The following is a 17,248-nucleotide window of genomic DNA, read 5'->3' on the forward strand; positions in this document are numbered from 1 at the left end:
AGGATGTCACATGAAACAACATTCTCTATTAAGCAAAGGCATGGTTGCAACCATGCTTGCGCAGTTTTTTTCAGCATTTGCTGATAATGCAATCTTTTTTGCTATTTTAGCTTTCATTAAGAATTTACATTATCCAACATGGAGCCAATCGGTATTACAAATTAGTTTTGTCGCACCGTTTATCATACTTTCACCTTTTGTGGGGCAATTTGCTGACAGCATATCAAAAGGTAAGGCAATGATGATTTCAAATAGTATAAAATTACTAGGTGCTGGTTGCATCTGTTTAAACATCAGCCCTTTTGCTGGCTATTTTCTAGTCGGTATAGGCGCTGCGGCATATTCCCCTGCTAAATACGGAATTTTAGGTGAACTTACGACAGGTGATAATTTAGTTAAAGCAAATGGGTTAATAGAAGCATCAACCATTGCAGCCATTTTACTTGGTTCGCTAGCTGGTGGTCATATTGCCGATCTTAATGTGAACGCTTCCTTACTTGCGTGCGTGTTAGTGTATGGGCTAGCTGTTATTGCTAACTTTTTTATTCCTAAATTACCTGCTGCACGACAAAATATTTCATGGCAATTTATAGGCATGATCAAGGATTTTGCTAACACAATCAAAATTACCTTCACCAATAAGCAGATCTTATTTACATTATTAGGTACTAGTTTGTTTTGGGGAGCAGGTATTACTTTACGTTTTCTTTTAATCAGTTGGGTTCCAGCTATCTTAAATATTCATGATAACGCAACACCAACAAACCTTAATGCAATAGTTGCTATCGGTATTGTTATTGGCGCAGGTCTAGCTAGTACATTTATTTCTATTAACAAAACCTTACGCTGCGTTCCTGCTGGTATAATGATGGGTATAGCGGTAATTGCCTTCACTTTGCAAAGCAACATAATTTCGTCTTATATTTTACTCATTATTATCGGAGCATTAGGTGGCTTCTTTTTGGTACCATTAAATGCTTTTATTCAAAAAATGGGGAAAGATTTGGTCGGTGCTGGCAGTGTTATTTCGGTACAAAACCTAAGTGAATACTCAGCGATGATGATAATGTTAGGGCTTTATACGTTAGCCGTTGCTTTAAATTTATCGGTTACTGCTATCGGTGTTGGTTTTGGGAGCTTATTTGCTTTAGTTATATTTTTATTATGGTTAGGGTTAAAAAATAATGAATCACATTAATCTATCATCGATGCTAACAGAAAGTCGTAATCCTAATAGCGAAAAAATAGATAACTGTTCAACATTAGAAATGCTACAAATCATCAATAATGAAGATAAAAAAGTCGCATTGGCTATTGAAAAAGAGCTACCCAATATCGCAAAAGCCGTTGATGCGATTAGTTTAGCATTTTCAAATCAAGGTAGACTAATCTATATAGGTGCTGGCACTTCAGGCCGATTAGGTATTTTAGATGCAAGTGAATGTCCACCAACTTATGGCACATCACCAGAACAAGTTATTGGCTTAATTGCTGGAGGCAAAACAGCTATTTTTAAGGCAATTGAAAACGCCGAAGATAACCCAGAACTGGCAATTACTGACTTAAAAAACATTAATTTTAACTCAAATGACGTTTTAGTTGGCATTGCAGCTAGTGGGCGCACACCTTATGTAATAGGTGCTATGCAATATGCTAAATCAATTGGATCAACAGTGATCAGCTTATGCTGTAACCCATTAGCACCAATGATTAATTTAGCCAATATTGCTATTACACCAATTGTTGGTGCAGAAGTAATTACTGGCTCCTCCAGAATGAAAGCAGGTACAGCACAAAAATTAGTCCTTAACATGTTAACCACTGCCAGCATGATAAAAATCGGCAAAGTCTATAGTAATTTAATGGTTGACGTACAAGCTACCAACGCAAAACTTGTTGAACGACAAATATCCATTGTTATGCAGGCTACCGATTGCAGTCGAGAAAAAGCCATTGCCGCATTAGCCGAAAGTAATAAGCATTGTAAAACTGCTATTTTGATGATTCTTTCAAGTTTAAATGCAGAGCAAGCCAGAGTGAGACTAAAAAAAGAAAATGGTTTTATTCGTCGAACACTGTAAGATAGACTAAATTTACTTTAATAAACAATAAAAAACTAAGTTTTTTATAAAAATGTGATGCTCACATAATTTTTAACTTATTTTTTATTATAAAATAACCAGATAATTTTATTTTACATACTTTATATTATGCAATTAATATAAAATTAGGAGGTCGTTATATGGTTGGAATCATCCTAGCAACTCATGGTGAGTTTGCGGAAGGTATTCTACAATCAGGATCGATGATATTTGGAGAGCAAGAAAATGTTAAAGCTGTTACCTTGCACCCAAGTGATAGTCCTGAAAGTTTAAAAGAACGAATGCTTGAAGCCATTGCAACATTTGCTAATCAAGAAGAAGTCCTGTTTTTAGTAGATTTATGGGGAGGGACACCATTTAATCAGGCTAACAATTTATGTGGTAAACATAGTAATTGGGCTATTGTTGCTGGTTTAAATTTACCAATGTTAATTGAAGCCTATTCTTCTCGTTTTTCAATGGAAACGGCGAAAGAAATTGCTGCCGCAATTATTGAACCAGGCAAAGAAGGTGTTAAAACAACTGTCGAAATGCCAACACAATCTTCTGCTTCTACTAAACACGCAACTACTATCCCAGAAGGAACAGTACTTGGAGATGGTAAAATGAAAATTGTGTTAGCTCGTGTTGACTCACGCCTATTACATGGACAAGTGGCGACAGCATGGACAAAATCAACCAATCCTAACCGTATTATTGTTGTTTCTGACTCGGTTGCAAAAGATGAATTAAGAAAAAAACTCATCCAAGAAGCAGCACCTCCTGGTGTAAAAGCAAATGTTGTTCCAGTTAAAAAAATTATTGAAGTTTCACGCGATCCTCGTTTTGGCAATACCAAAGCGCTACTTCTATTTGAAAATCCACAAGATGTGCTACGAACCATAGAGGGCGGCGTCGATATCAATGAACTTAATATTGGTTCAATGGCCCATTCCGTAGGAAAGGTTATGGTTAATAAAGTGCTGTCAATGAATGTTGATGATGTTGATACATTTGAAAAATTAAAAACAAAAAATGTGAAATTTGATGTTCGCAAAGTACCTAATGACTCTAGTAGTAATATGGACGAATTATTGAAAAAAGCGAAAGAAGAATTGGCGCAACAAAAGAATTAGTTTATTTAAGGGGTTATGTTATGACATTGTCAATTATTGCTATCATTTTAGTGATAGTTATTGCCTTTCTAGCTGGTATGGAAGGTATTTTAGATCAGTTTCAATTCCACCAACCTTTAGTGGCTTGTTCTTTAATTGGACTTGTAACAGGTAATTTAGAAGCTGGTGTTGTATTGGGCGGTTCGTTGCAAATGATTGCACTCGGTTGGGCCAATATCGGGGCGGCAGTAGCGCCTGATGCAGCTTTAGCATCGGTTGCTTCATCAATTATTTTAGTATTAGGCGGCCAAGGTATAACAGGCGTATCTACTGCTATAGCTGTAGCTATTCCACTTGCAGTTGCAGGGCTATTCTTAACCATGATTGTACGAACTATTGCTGTTCCATTAGTACACATGATGGATGCGGCAGCAGAAGAAGGCAATATTCAAAAAATTGAATGGTTACAAATTTTAGGTATCTGTTTACAAGGTTTACGTATCGCAATCCCAGCTGCTGCGTTACTCTTTATTCCTGCTGAAGTTGTTAGAAGTACATTAGAAGCAATGCCAGAATGGCTAACAACGGGAATGGCTATTGGTGGTGGAATGGTTGTTGCTGTTGGTTATGCGATGGTAATCAATATGATGGCAAACCGCGAAGTATGGCCATTTTTCATTATTGGTTTTGTCGTTGCCGCGATATCACAATTAACACTGATTGCACTTGGTGCTTTAGGTATAGCATTAGCACTAATTTACCTTAATCTTTCAGAACGTGGCAATTCATCCAATGGTGGTAGCAAAGGTGACCCACTTGATGATATTTTAAATGATTACTAAAAACTTGGAGAAGAAAATGACTGATAGAATCCAATTAAACAAAAAAGATCGTTTAGCGGTTGCTTGGCGTTCAACCTTCCTCCAAGGGTCTTGGAACTATGAACGTATGCAAAATGGTGGATGGGTCTATTCAATGATCCCTGCTATCAAAAAATTATACACCACCAAAGAGGCTCGCTCTGCAGCTCTTAAGCGTCACCTAGAATTTTTTAATACTCACCCTTATTTAGCTTCTCCAGTACTTGGGGTAACTCTTGCACTTGAAGAGGAACGGGCTAATGGAGCTGCTGTTGATGACGTAGCAATTCAAGGGGTAAAAGTTGGGATGATGGGACCACTAGCGGGTGTAGGTGATCCTGTATTCTGGTTTACCGTACGTCCAATGCTCGGCGCTCTTGGCGCTTCACTTGCACTAAGCGGTAATATTATGGGACCAATTTTATTCTTCTTATTATGGAATATTATTCGTTGGGGATTCATGTGGTATACCCAAGAATTTGGTTACCGTACAGGCTCTAAAATAACCGATAATTTATCAGGCGGATTACTGCAAAAAATCACCAAAGGAGCTTCTATTTTAGGAATGTTTGTACTGGCAGCCTTAGTACAAAGATGGGTATCAATTAAATTCCAACCAGTTGTATCTACTGTCAAGCTAGACAATGGTGCTTTTATTGATTGGAATACATTACCAGCAGGTGCTGAAGGCATTCAACAAGCATTAATTCAAATGCAAAGCGGATTATCACTGACTCAACAAAAGGTAACCACCTTACAAAATAACTTAGATCAATTAATACCTGGACTTGTCCCCTTACTATTGACTTTCTTTTGCATGTGGTTACTTCGTAAAAAAGTATCACCAATCCTAATTATTTTGGGATTATTTATAGTAGGTATTGTTGGCCATGTAATCGGTCTTTTATAAACATATAGCTATGCCTATATATATTTAGAAAGTATGATATTTTAAAATAACGCCAACTTTCTATTTAATATTACATTAACCTTTTCATCACACCATGTGATGAAAAGGTATCATTAATCATTCGAACTTTGCATGGATATAGGGTAGATGGTTCAATCATTAAATACTAAAATTGATTTAACAATGAAAGCAACCGCATTTACAGGCTTATCTGAATACGGCAATATAATAATTGGTGACAAAGCCTTCGAGTTTTATCATCAACACGATCCACGCAAATATATCCAAATACCATGGAATGAAATTGATTATGTGATTGCTTCTGTATTGTTAGGTGGTAGATGGATCCCTCGTTATTCAATACAAACAAAAAAAAACGGCACATTCACCTTTGCATCTAAAGAGCCCAAGAAGGTATTAAAAGCCATTCGAGTTTATATTGACGGGCAAAAAATGGTACGCTCACTTGGCTTTTTTGATGTTTTAAAGAGAGCTTTTTTTCACAAAAAGAACAAAAAATAAAAATCACTATTTTATTATATTTATCGATTTCCACTTAAATTAAATAAATTATAGTTAGTATCATTTTTCCCACTCTTTTTTTAAGTTAATCAATATAACACCGCTTCATCAACAAACAGCCATTGCACTTTTTGCTAGAAAGAGTATAATTCTGGGGCTTTGATTTTGTCCGTGTTGGGCAGGAAAAAGATTATTTTTTAATTTAAGAGGATGTTATGGTAACTATTCGTTTAGCTCGTGGTGGCTCTAAAAAGCGCCCTTTTTATCAAGTAGTTGTCACTGATAGCCGTAACCCACGTGATGGCCGTTTTATTGAGCGCGTTGGCTTTTTTAATCCAATTGCACAAGGTAAAGCAGAAGAATTACGTTTAGATCTTGATCGCGTAAATCATTGGGTTGGTTTAGGTGCAACTGTTTCTGATCGTGTTAATGCACTAATTAAACAAGCACAAAAAGCTGCTTAATTTAGTAATTGATAATCACTGTAATGATGAATACTGAGAATCTTATTGTTGTTGGTAAACTTGGTTCAAGCTACGGCATTCGCGGATGGCTCAGAATTTTTTCGTTTACAGAATTCCCAGATAGCATTTTTGATTACACTCCTTGGTATATCCAGCGTGCTGGGCAATGGCAAGAGGTAATTGTAGAGAGCTTTAAACCGCATAATCATGATATGATTGTAAAACTTAAAGGCATTGATGATCGTGATCAAGCCATTGCATTAACCAATATTGAAGTGTTTGTTGATGCAGAAAAATTACCAGCACTTAGCAATGGTGATTTTTATTGGAAAGATCTCATTGGGTGCCGAGTTAAAACAGTTAATAACTATGATTTAGGACTGGTAACTGATTTGATGGAAACCGGATCTAACGATGTATTAGTGGTTAAAGCAAATCTAAAAGATGCATTTGGAGCAACAGAACGTTTAATCCCTTTTGTTGATAATCAATTTATAAAACAAGTTGATTTAACAACAAAAATGATTGTGGTCGATTGGGATCCTGCTTTTTAATTGGTAAGGTAAAACTATGTGGATTGGCGTAATTAGCCTTTTTCCCGAAATGTTTCAAGCTATTACCTGTTATGGCGTAACTGGTCGAGCCGTTAAAAATGGGCTGTTAACAGTAGAGTATTGGAACCCTCGCGATTTTGCGCATGATAAGCATAAGACTGTCGATGATAGGCCTTATGGTGGTGGTCCTGGCATGTTAATGATGGTACAACCACTTAAAGATGCAATTCATGCGGCAAAAACAGTGGCAGGTAACAATACAAAAGTAATCTATCTTTCCCCACAAGGGCGCAAATTAGACCAACAAGGTGTTTGCGAATTGTCACAAAATCAAAATTTAATTTTGATTTGTGGACGATACGAAGGTATAGATGAACGCGTTATTCAAACCGAAATTGACGAAGAATGGTCAATTGGGGACTACGTGTTAAGTGGTGGTGAAATACCAGCGATGACCATGATTGATGCATTAGCAAGGTTTATTCCTGGCGTGCTAAATCACCAATCATCGGCAAAAGAAGACTCTTTTGCTAACGGTTTACTTGACTATCCACACTATACTCGTCCTGAGGTGTTAGATGGAATGGCGGTACCTGACGTATTAATGTCTGGTCACCATGAAGCGATTCGTCGCTGGCGATTAAAACAATCACTAGGACGAACTTGGTTAAGAAGAGAAGATCTTCTTGCAAATCTAGCTCTGACTGATGAAGAGCAATGTTTACTCGCTGAATTCCAACAAGAATACAGTGACAAACTAAGCAATTAATATTTCAGTATAACTAGTAAGAGATAATATTATGAAAAATGCAATTATTCAGCAATTAGAACAAGAACAAATGAAAAAAGACATCCCGTCTTTTCGCCCTGGTGACACGGTTGAAGTAAAAGTATGGGTTGTTGAAGGTAACAAAAAACGTCTTCAAGCTTATGAAGGTGTTGTTATTGGCATTCGCAACCGTGGTTTGCACTCTGCATTTACCGTACGTAAGATTTCGAATGGTGAAGGTGTTGAGCGAGTATTCCAAACTCACTCACCAATTGTTGATTCAATTACTGTGAAACGTCGTGGTCAAGTACGTCAAGCTAAACTTTACTACTTACGCGAACTTCGTGGTAAAGCAGCTCGTATCAAAGAGCGCCTTAACTAAATTTTATTGGTTTAATTGTCTAAAACCAATTAAAAAATATCAGATTAAACATGGTCACCTTTTTGGTGGCCGTTTTTGTATCTAACAAAAATCATTCCCTAGCAACTAATAATGTTAACAAAATTAAAGGGAATTTAATTGTTATTCTTTGAAAGGTAACACTATGGATGACTATCTTGTTAATATCCTTGCCACAACTGTAAAGCTATTTGCATTAATGACACCTCCTGCTGTTTTAAGTGCATTTTTAAGTGGCACAAAACAATACGACGAACAGCTTAGACGCAAAACAGCACTTAAAACATCCTGTGCCGTATTTATCATCGGTATAGTGCTATTCTTTTTTGGTAATACCATGTTTAGTGTCTTTGGTTTTACTCTTGATGCATTCCGAATTGGTTCTGGAGCGTTGCTATTTATCACTGCAGTGTCACTAATGAATGATTCTCCAGAAAAGAACAAAATTAACAGTGATGACGATATCAGTGTTGTACCCCTTGCAATTCCACTTTGTATGGGACCCGCTTCCATTGGTACTATCATTGTTATGGGAACAAGCTCCGTAGGCTTTGCAGCCAATATGATTGGCGCTGTTTCTTTATTCATTGCATCTTCAGGGATTTATGCAATGCTATTATGTGCAAAAAGTATTGCTAAAGTATTAAAAAACACAGGTATTGCTATCTTATCAAAACTAACTGGGTTGCTAATATCAGCTATTGCTGCGCAAGTCGTTTTTACGGGTGTATCAGCTTTTCTAAAATAACTTATATCAGAAAGGATTTCATCAAGATTATACCAAGCAAACGCACTTAACTTAGTGCCTTAAAATAAAGATAAATCACAAATAGTAAAAACATTAATAATCTGATTTTAAAAATTAAATGTAATCACCTAAACCGATTTATTAGGTGATTACAAACAAATTAATAGGTCAATAAAATTAATCTAACGTTTTTATTATTAAAGAATTTCGTTTCTTATAGAAAAAGTAAGAAACCAAAATAATTATTACTAAAACAACTTCTGATAATAAAATAAAATGCCCTGACTCCCCAAACCAAACACCAATAATAATCACAATATTAACAATAATAGAAACCCCTGCCAGCCAAGGAAATAATGGCGATTTGAACTTTACCATCTCTTTGGGATATTTACCGTTATTTACTCCCTTACGGAACTGATATTGACACCAAGCAATAATAATCCATGCAAAACATCCCACTTGCCCTGTTCCCGCTACTAAATAAATATACAATTTTTCAGCGGCAATATATTTCGAAAATAGTGAAACTAGCGCAATAATAGCAATAAATAAAATACCTTTTGTGGGCACTCCACGCTTATTTACGTCTGAAAAATATTGAGGTGCGAGTTTATCTTGTGCCATAGACCACAGCATTCTTGAACTGGCATAAATTGCAGAATTAGCCGCCGATATTGCCGCACAAAAAATAACAAAAAGCATTAAATACGAAGCTATTGAAATTCCTACTTTATTAAATACCCACACAAATGGACTAATTTCAGAATGAACCGTTCCATATGGATAAACAAGGGCTAAAACAGCAATAGCCAGAACATAAAATAGAATAATGCGGAAAGCAACACCAGTAATAATTTTGGGTAACACAGACTGTGGAGATTGCGCCTCACCAGCTGCACTACCAATTAATTCGACACCCTGAAAGGAATAGGTCACGATAGTCATACAAACAAATATGGCTAAAAAACCATTAGGAAACCACCCTTTTTCGGTTTTAAATGTTGGTAAGATATGCGTTTCGCTATATTGGTGATTAAGTAAATAAATCCCCACCCCAATAAATGCAATAATCGCAAGAACCTTAATAGTTGAAAACCAATACTCACTTTCTCCAAATGCACGAACAGAGGTTAAATGCACTGAAGTAAGAACAATTAGAATTAATAGACTAAAAAGATAAATAGGAATCGAAGGGAAGGTTTGGTGAGCAATCATTGAAGCAGCGGTTAAATCTGCCGCCATAGATAGTACCCAACTAAGCCAATACAACCAACCGATGGTATAACTCCAAATCGGATTGGGTATAAACATCAATGCATAGTGTTGAAATGAACCTGCATGAGGGAATGCACAAGAAAGTTCACCTAAACATAACATAGTTGAAAGCATTATGCTTCCTGCCATTAAATAAGCAATAATTGTTCCTAACGGACCAACTGTGCTAAGTGGAGCTGCAATACCAATAAATAATCCAGTACCAATTGATCCACCTAATGAAATCATCAATAAATGACGATTTTTTAGGTTCTTCTTTAAATTACTACTGGGATAAGGGTTTTCTTGTGATTCAGATGTTGTCATATAAACCGCCTAGTAATTAATAAAAACTGCTGGTTACCCAGCAGTTAACACAAATTAATAAATAAACCGTTTTTCTACACCATTAGTTTGACAAGCCATTAGTAAAGCAGTGTAATCAAGCTCAAATCCAATAACATCGCCAACACGAAGTGTTTGAGTAACATCTTCAATATCAACCAAGGTATGATCACTGGTTTGACCCAATACAGTAATATCATCATTATTGATGGGTATACAGCTTTCTGCTGGCACATCTTGACGTCCAAAGGCAAGAAGTGCTCGTTTGCGTGTACCGCTATCAACAAAGGTTTTACTGTTTAAAAAAGCATCTACACCTAATTCACCAACAGGAACTGTTGGTTTACTATTGAGTTCAATGATTTGCGCATATAATTTATAAATATTACTACATGCTTTATCAACGGGTTTATTTGAATGATGAAACTCGTCAAGATATTTCATATCCACATATTCAATACCAAACTCGTGTAAACCACCAATTCTCAAATGATTTAATCCTTCTGGCCAAATACCTTTATCCAATAAGTGGTAACTGGTACAATTACCGGCCGATAAATACTTTATTTTAATATTACAAACTTGCTCTACTTTACGCGCTATTTTTAAAAAGTCTACTCCATTTTTAACTGTAGGTAGTACAGTACCATAGCAATTAAAATTGGTGCCGAGCCCATAGAGCTCAACACCGGGTAAAGAAAGAATAAGTTTAACCGTATCAATGAGTTCATCAATATGTTCAAACCAAATACCTTCGCGTAAATCCCCCATATCAACCATTAATAAAACTTGATGTACTTTTTGTTGTTTAACGGCTTCATCAGAAAGTGCCTGAATTACTGCTTTTTCGCTGTTTAAGCTAATATCAGCATATCTAACAACATCACTAATTTCACTTAAACAAGGGCTCCGTAATAAGCAGGTTTTACAATTTAAAGCATCTTTTAATTTCTTTAAATTGTATGTTCTTGATTCAGCAATCACATCAATACCGCCTTCAAGTACTGCTTTGGCCGTTTCAACACAACCATCAAAAACTTTATTAACAGCCATAACTTCAATACCGTGTTTAGCTAATAAATCTTTTTCAACACGAGCATTATTTCTTAATTTGCGTAAATCAATTTCTAATATAGGTTTGTACATAATTTTACTCCTCTATATATTATTACTACTGCAAACGGTTACGTTTTTGGGCTCGATAATAAATCCATTCAGCTAAACCAATGGCAAGTACTGCACCACCAACAATTTTAGCAATATATTCGACATACCCCCCCATATCTATTTGCGCAGGTGGAATAAACACTAATACCACAGCAAATAGAGTAGATAAGAAACCAAGTGCTGGTAACACAATTGGCAACACCTTACCCGGAATTTTAAAGCTACGCGGTACATCAGGTTGAGTAAAGCGTAAACGATAATACGCAATAAACATCACTAAATATGGGATAAAATAACAAATTGTTGTAAGTGCTGTTAACATCCAATATGCCGCTGCAATACTTGGCGACACAAAAGTTGAAAAACAAAGTACTGTAACAATAATAGCTTGAATAATTAACGCAAAGGCTGGTGTTTTATATACTGGATGTAAACGACCAATGCGTTCTCCAAGCAAATTATCTTCTTTTGATGCTTCTTGTAGCATATAAATCGGACCAACTAACCATGAGTTTATTTGTCCTAATGCACCAAAAAACAAACAAATTGCCATTACTGGTAATAACCAAGGCATATGCAATTCTTTAGCTGCGGCTTCCATTGCTTGCATAACACCCGCTACGATATCAGTATCCGCTGCTGGTAATAAAGTATTAATAGCCCATGTTCCGACCATATAAATACCAACAATTACCACTGCTGAAACCAACATTGCTTTTGGAAAGTCTCGTTGTGGATCTCGTGTACGCCCTGCAATCATTGGAGCCACCTCAAGACCAGCAAATGCGAACATCATGCTAGATAGAAAAACAATAGTATCCCAACTACTTAAATCAGGTAACCAATCACTAACATGACTATAGCTTGTAGCCATAGGATGCCCTGTGAATAACCATACAACAGCTAATAGCACAATAATAGCGGCTGGAATAAATACACCAAGCCATGCACTCACACTATTAATAATTTTAGTCCATTGCATCCCTTTAATATTCATCAGTGTTAAAATCCAGAATACCACCATAGAGCCAACACCAATAAATACTTGATTTTGAGCTAACTCAGCGCTAAACATATACCCAATTGCAGTAAAACCAAATTGCAACATTAACGGGAAGAAAAGAACACAAGAGAACAAAAAGCAAACAACAACTATCCAACCAATACGTTTACCAAATGCTTCTTTTACCCAAACAAAAATTCCACCATCTTTTGGCCAACCTGTTGAAAGTTCGCCACAAACCATAGCTAATGGGAAGAAAAGACAAAATGCAGCAAGTAACCAAAGTACCATTGCTGACGCCCCATAAGGAGCAACATTAGGAATTTGACGCAAACTTAGTATTGCAATGACATTCATAAAAACAATGTCTTTAATACCAAGTAAACTTGAATCTTTAGAATCACTCATAATAACCTCACTTTATAATATCTAGAGCATCAAATGCTCCAGATATTGATGATTAATATATGTCGTATCCAACCATATCTTCGTACGTGTCCTCACGGCGAATCAATCTATCCTTGCCTTCTTTATCTATCATTACAACAGAAGTACGAGGACGATTGTTATAAACAGTTTGGCTTTCGATGGTATAAGCACCAGCATCAAGGAAAGCAACAATATCACCGATTTGAGTGTCTTTTGGCATTAAGAATTCTTCACCTTTAACACCGACATGGAAATAGTCACCACCATCACATAAAGGACCAGCCAATTTGATGTACTCATCATGTGTTTCACTGATTTTTGAAGCATTATAAACATAGAAGAACCAATCAAAATGTTGACTATCAGATAGCACACTATAACCAGCATCAACAAATTTCCACTCAACATGCTCTTCAATATTGCCATCTAAATCATAATTGGTTTTACGTTTTTCACAGGCAACTTCAGTTACAAGCACACCTGCTGAGCCTGTTACTTTACGGCCTGGCTCAATACAGATTTCAACATCAGTACGCCATTTGTGTACTTCACTAATAACAGCATCAGCAAAATCTTGTGCAGTAATACCTGCATACATATTATCTTCTAATGGATTACCATTTTCTTCATCATATTTATAAGGAACAGGGATCCCACCACCTACGTTGATTAAATCAAATTTAATACCAAGCACTTCTTCTAAGCGACGTGATTCATCAACTAAAACTTTCGTAGCTTTAGCAAAAGGCTCTGATTCTGGAACCTGATCACCAACGTGCATATGTAAACCACGTAAATGAACATATGGCATTTCTAAAATACGACGACATGTTTCTTCTGCTTGTTCTAAATCGATACCTGATTTAGCATGATAAGCAGTGACTAATTCTGCGTGAGTTGCTGACGGAACATTTGGTTCAACACGCACACAAACATTTGCTACCTTTTTCAAACGTCTTGAAATCTCATCAATAATATCAAGCTCATATAAGCTATCTACGTTGATAATATACAGATCATTTTGGATAGCAAACTCTAAATCCACTGGTTTTTTAACAACACCATTAAACACAATTTGGCTACCAGGGAAACCGATATCTAAACATTTACGCACTTCAAACATTGAGTTCGCTTCGGCATAAATTCCTGCATCTTTAATCGCTTTAAGAACGCCCATTACTGAACAAGTTTTTGATGCATAGAAAATTTTTGTTTTTGGATGAGCTTTAAATGCCTCTTTAATTTCTTGCACATTACGATCAATCTCCTTTTCAGAAAACACATAAAAAGGCGTTGGATATTTTTTGGCTAACTCTTCTAAATTAACACCATCAAAACAAAGTTTGCCACTTTCAGCGCTAAAACGACGATCTTTAGTTACAAGATCAGTGCGTAATTTGTTATAATTTGACATAATTTTGTCGGACATATAGCCTCCAGTTAATGATTACATAAAAAATAAGTAAAATGGCTTCTCACTTGTTGTGCAATCAGCATGCCAACTTTAAAAACAAAAATAATCAATATATTAACAAACAAAACGCAAGTAAAAATTTAATCATTTAGTATAAAATCCGTTTTTATGACAAAAAATTGTCATTTTTATATGATAATTAACAGGCGTTTAAATTAAACAAAGCTAAATATAACAAATCACCCTAGTTCAAAAGGCACGAATATCATGACAATCGATCCTGAATTATTACAATCATTGGAAATATTTAAACATTTTTTTGATTTAATCCATCAACCAATGGCGATTATTGATAAAGAAGGCAAATATGTTTATTACAATCAGGAAAGTGCTGAACTTGATGGTTACCCTATAGAACAAGCTATAGGAAAACCAATGCTTAAAGTTTATCCCAAGATGCGAAAAGAAGACAGCACGATGTTGCAAGCCCTACAACATGGGAAAGAATATCAAAACAATTACCAAAGCTATTATAACCATGTAGGTAAACTTGTAGATTATATGCACACAACAGTTCCTCTTTATAATAAAAATCAAAAAATTATCGGCGCAATAGAAATAGGTCGAAATTTATCTACTGTTAGGCAATTACAAGACCAAGTATTCAAGCTCAATAGCAAGTTATATCAAAATAAAGAACAACCATTACCAGAAATTGTTTTTGTATCAAAAACAATGCAAGAGGTTATCGATCAAACTAACATCTTGGGAGCAAATGATGTTCCTGTATTAATAGTTGGCAAAACAGGAACAGGTAAAGAGCTATTTGCTCGTTTAATCCACCAAACAAGCCAACGCCGTGACAAAGCATTTATCTCGCTCAACTGTAGTGCACTACCAACCACACTGATTGAAAGCACCCTATTTGGTACGGTCAAAGGCGCATTTACGGGTGCTGAAAACCGACAAGGTTATTTAGAACTGGCTAACGGAGGCACATTATTCCTTGATGAATTAAATGCTATGCCTCTTGAAATGCAAAGTAAATTATTACGATTCTTACAAGAAAAAACCTACTGGCAATTAGGTGGTAATAAAGAAATGCATTCAGATGTTCGTATTGTTGCTGCCATGAATGAACCACCTACAGAACTATTAAAAACAGGAAAAATGAGAAGTGATCTGTTTTTTCGCTTAAACGTTGGTTTAATAAAACTCCCCGCTTTACGCGACAGAACAGAAGATATTCCGGTGTTAGCACGCTATTTTATTGATAAACATAAAAACGACGTCAATGTCGTAATTAGCGGTATCAGTGAACATGCACTACAACAATTAATATCAGCTCCTTGGCCCGGTAATGTCCGTATGCTTGAAAATACAATTGTCAGAAGTATGGTATTACAAAACGAACCGGGTGAATTACAGAATATTGTCCTTGATGAAGATCTATTCCATCTTAATAGTTCATCTTCTCAAAACGATGATATTAATAAACCAGAAAATTTACCTATCAACACATCTACTGATGGAAACAACTTAATTGAACAAGTTGAAAACTATGAACGACAACTTATCATTAACGCATTAAATCAAGCCAACGGCAAAATTATAACGGCGGCAAAACTATTAAACATTTCACGCACAACGTTACAATACAAAGTAAAAAAATACCATATTCAAATGGGCGTAATTAATTAAACGATCGAGCACAAGCAAATGCACTACTCCATGCCCATTGAAAATTATAGCCACCTAACCAGCCTGACACATCGACAACCTCACCAATAAAATAGAGGTTGGGGTGTGTTTTAACTGCCATAGTTTTGGAAGACAACGCATCAGTACTTATACCACCAAGAGTCACCTCCGCAGTACGATAACCCTCAGTCCCATTTGGAGTAATATGCCAATGTGTTAAAGCATTATACAAGTCTTGCTGTTGTTTGGGATTAATTTGCTTAACTATTATATCGTTTATCAAATTGAGTTGTATTAACACCTCAACAAGCCTTTTAGGTAAAACCTGTGCTAAACAATTTTTTATAGTTTGATTACGATTCTGCTCTAATAATGGTTTAAACGATGATTCGAATGTGAAATCAGGTAATAAATTAATAGTAATTGACTCTCCAGCCTGCCAATAGCTTGATATTTGCAAAATAGCTGGTCCTGAAATTCCTCGATGAGTAAATAATAGATTCTCCTTAAAACTAACTCTTTCATTAGAAACTTCAACAGCAACAGCAATACCAGACAAGGTTGATAATATATCAAGTAAAGGTTTATGTAACGTGAACGGTACTAATCCTGCTTTGACTGGTATCACTGGAATAGCCAATTTTTCAGCAATTTTATAGCCAATTGAAGTCATGCCAAGGGCAGGCATCGATAAGCCTCCCGTAGCAATAATAAGATTATCACTATCAATAATGCCTCGAGAAGTATGTAATTTAAATTCTATTTTATCACTGCTAATATCTTCAACCTGAGTCTGCATCATAAAATGAACATGCCCTTTTTGGCACTCGTTTAATAGCATATCAACAATATCTTGCGCTGAATTATCACAAAATAATTGCCCATGATCTTTTTCATGGTAAGCAATACCATACTGATTTACTAATTGGATAAAGTCCCACTGAGTAAATTGTTTCAAAGCTGATTTACAAAAATGAGGATTGCAAGAAATATAATTACTAGGTTCAACCATTAAATTAGTAAAATTACATTTACCACCACCAGACATTAGAATTTTGCGTCCTAACTTTTTACCATTATCAATCACAGTAACATCATACCCTTTTTGCCCCAGTAAACCTGCGCAAAAAAGCCCAGCGGCGCCAGCACCCACAATCGTAATTTTAGTTTGCATTATTAATAGATCAAAAATAAAAGATAACAAATTATAACAGTATACAATTGTCACACATAGTTATTGAATCAAATAACATATTTTATACTCAAACACATAGTTACCTGAAACTTTTTAACAAGAAAGAAAAAGAACTTATATCCCATTTTCTAAAGCCAAATTTAAAAGCAACGCCTTAACTTATAAAAAAAATAAATCATAAACGTAAATACTACTATTAGCTTTATTAATAACGTTTATATAACTTATTAAAAGATCGACTTATAAATATATTTATTAAGCCAGTATTCTTTTTATTTTTCATTCAATTATAAAGGTATTGTTATGCAATTTTT

16 protein-coding genes and 2 pseudogenes are annotated in these 17,248 nt (G+C 35.6%); 13 read left to right on the forward strand and 5 right to left on the reverse strand.

Going from position 1 to position 17,248, the window contains the following annotated elements:
* Window positions 1–10: 10 nt before the first annotated feature.
* The 12 genes and pseudogenes from lplT to ACGH80_RS07075 all read left to right on the forward strand — a co-directional run bounded on the left by lplT (window position 11) and on the right by ACGH80_RS07075 (window position 8,423).
* Complete coding sequence (gene lplT / locus ACGH80_RS07020; protein ID WP_174798698.1) at window positions 11–1,198, forward strand: lysophospholipid transporter LplT; 1,188 nt, start codon at window positions 11–13, stop codon at window positions 1,196–1,198.
* Window positions 1,185–2,081 carry an N-acetylmuramic acid 6-phosphate etherase gene (gene murQ / locus ACGH80_RS07025; RefSeq protein ID WP_065589386.1) on the forward strand — a complete coding sequence of 299 codons (897 nt, stop codon included), beginning with the start codon at window positions 1,185–1,187 and terminating at the stop codon, window positions 2,079–2,081. Before lplT ends, murQ begins: the two co-directional genes overlap by 14 nt.
* Before the next feature lie 161 nt (window positions 2,082–2,242).
* Window positions 2,243–2,623 (forward strand): annotated as a pseudogene (locus tag ACGH80_RS07030) (PTS sugar transporter subunit IIA); the annotation flags it as partial.
* A 51-nt stretch (window positions 2,624–2,674) separates the two neighbouring features.
* Window positions 2,675–3,217: pseudogene (locus ACGH80_RS07035) on the forward strand (PTS system mannose/fructose/N-acetylgalactosamine-transporter subunit IIB); the annotation flags it as partial.
* A 26-nt stretch (window positions 3,218–3,243) separates the two neighbouring features.
* A complete protein-coding gene (locus ACGH80_RS07040) occupies window positions 3,244–4,038 on the forward strand; it encodes a PTS mannose/fructose/sorbose transporter subunit IIC (RefSeq protein ID WP_065608764.1) in 795 nt (264 codons plus the stop codon).
* Between the two features lie 16 nt (window positions 4,039–4,054).
* The gene (locus ACGH80_RS07045) at window positions 4,055–4,966 is read left to right on the forward strand and encodes a PTS system mannose/fructose/sorbose family transporter subunit IID (protein WP_034946776.1); all 912 of its coding nucleotides are present in this window, start codon (window positions 4,055–4,057) and stop codon (window positions 4,964–4,966) included.
* Between the two features lie 147 nt (window positions 4,967–5,113).
* Window positions 5,114–5,488: a DUF956 family protein gene (locus tag ACGH80_RS07050; protein WP_065589383.1), complete on the forward strand. Its 375-nt coding sequence runs from the start codon at window positions 5,114–5,116 to the stop codon at window positions 5,486–5,488.
* A gap of 215 nt (window positions 5,489–5,703) precedes the next feature.
* Window positions 5,704–5,952, forward strand: coding sequence for a 30S ribosomal protein S16 (gene rpsP, locus ACGH80_RS07055; protein ID WP_034900786.1), 249 nt, complete (start codon window positions 5,704–5,706; stop codon window positions 5,950–5,952).
* A gap of 23 nt (window positions 5,953–5,975) precedes the next feature.
* On the forward strand, window positions 5,976–6,506 hold the full coding sequence (gene rimM, locus ACGH80_RS07060) for a ribosome maturation factor RimM (protein WP_065609116.1): 531 nt from the start codon (window positions 5,976–5,978) through the stop codon (window positions 6,504–6,506).
* Window positions 6,507–6,522: 16 nt separating this feature from the next.
* Complete coding sequence (gene trmD / locus ACGH80_RS07065; RefSeq protein WP_411630742.1) at window positions 6,523–7,275, forward strand: tRNA (guanosine(37)-N1)-methyltransferase TrmD; 753 nt, start codon at window positions 6,523–6,525, stop codon at window positions 7,273–7,275.
* A 31-nt stretch (window positions 7,276–7,306) separates the two neighbouring features.
* Window positions 7,307–7,657 carry a 50S ribosomal protein L19 gene (gene rplS, locus ACGH80_RS07070; RefSeq protein ID WP_034913735.1) on the forward strand — a complete coding sequence of 117 codons (351 nt, stop codon included), beginning with the start codon at window positions 7,307–7,309 and terminating at the stop codon, window positions 7,655–7,657.
* Window positions 7,658–7,820: 163 nt separating this feature from the next.
* On the forward strand, window positions 7,821–8,423 hold the full coding sequence (locus tag ACGH80_RS07075) for a MarC family protein (RefSeq protein WP_065561484.1): 603 nt from the start codon (window positions 7,821–7,823) through the stop codon (window positions 8,421–8,423).
* A gap of 177 nt (window positions 8,424–8,600) precedes the next feature.
* Here the strand turns inward: ACGH80_RS07075 and ACGH80_RS07080 are convergent, their stop codons facing one another.
* The 4 genes from ACGH80_RS07080 to lysA are packed head-to-tail and all read right to left on the reverse strand — an operon-like array spanning window position 8,601 to window position 14,053.
* Window positions 8,601–10,007 (reverse strand): amino acid permease, encoded by a 1,407-nt coding sequence (locus ACGH80_RS07080; RefSeq protein ID WP_296301835.1) that lies wholly within the window; start codon window positions 10,005–10,007, stop codon window positions 8,601–8,603.
* A 54-nt stretch (window positions 10,008–10,061) separates the two neighbouring features.
* Window positions 10,062–11,171, reverse strand: a complete 1,110-nt coding sequence (locus ACGH80_RS07085; RefSeq protein WP_411630745.1) for an alanine/ornithine racemase family PLP-dependent enzyme — start codon at window positions 11,169–11,171, stop codon at window positions 10,062–10,064.
* Window positions 11,172–11,196: 25 nt separating this feature from the next.
* The gene (locus ACGH80_RS07090; RefSeq protein ID WP_296301839.1) at window positions 11,197–12,603 is read right to left on the reverse strand and encodes an APC family permease; all 1,407 of its coding nucleotides are present in this window, start codon (window positions 12,601–12,603) and stop codon (window positions 11,197–11,199) included.
* A 52-nt stretch (window positions 12,604–12,655) separates the two neighbouring features.
* Window positions 12,656–14,053: a diaminopimelate decarboxylase gene (gene lysA, locus ACGH80_RS07095; RefSeq protein WP_065589377.1), complete on the reverse strand. Its 1,398-nt coding sequence runs from the start codon at window positions 14,051–14,053 to the stop codon at window positions 12,656–12,658.
* 249 nt (window positions 14,054–14,302) lie between these two features.
* Here lysA and ACGH80_RS07100 point away from each other — a divergent pair, with 249 nt between their 5' ends.
* Entirely contained in the window at window positions 14,303–15,739 is a 1,437-nt protein-coding gene (locus ACGH80_RS07100; protein WP_411630749.1) for a sigma-54 interaction domain-containing protein, read from the forward strand.
* Here the strand turns inward: ACGH80_RS07100 and ACGH80_RS07105 are convergent.
* Entirely contained in the window at window positions 15,732–16,913 is a 1,182-nt protein-coding gene (locus ACGH80_RS07105; protein ID WP_411578362.1) for an NAD(P)/FAD-dependent oxidoreductase, read from the reverse strand. The genes ACGH80_RS07100 and ACGH80_RS07105 overlap by 8 nt on opposite strands.
* Window positions 16,914–17,248 lie beyond the last annotated feature (335 nt).

The organism is Gilliamella sp. BG1 (assembly GCF_046635625.1).
In the GTDB taxonomy this organism is placed as follows: Bacteria; Pseudomonadota; Gammaproteobacteria; order Enterobacterales; family Orbaceae; genus Gilliamella; species Gilliamella bombi.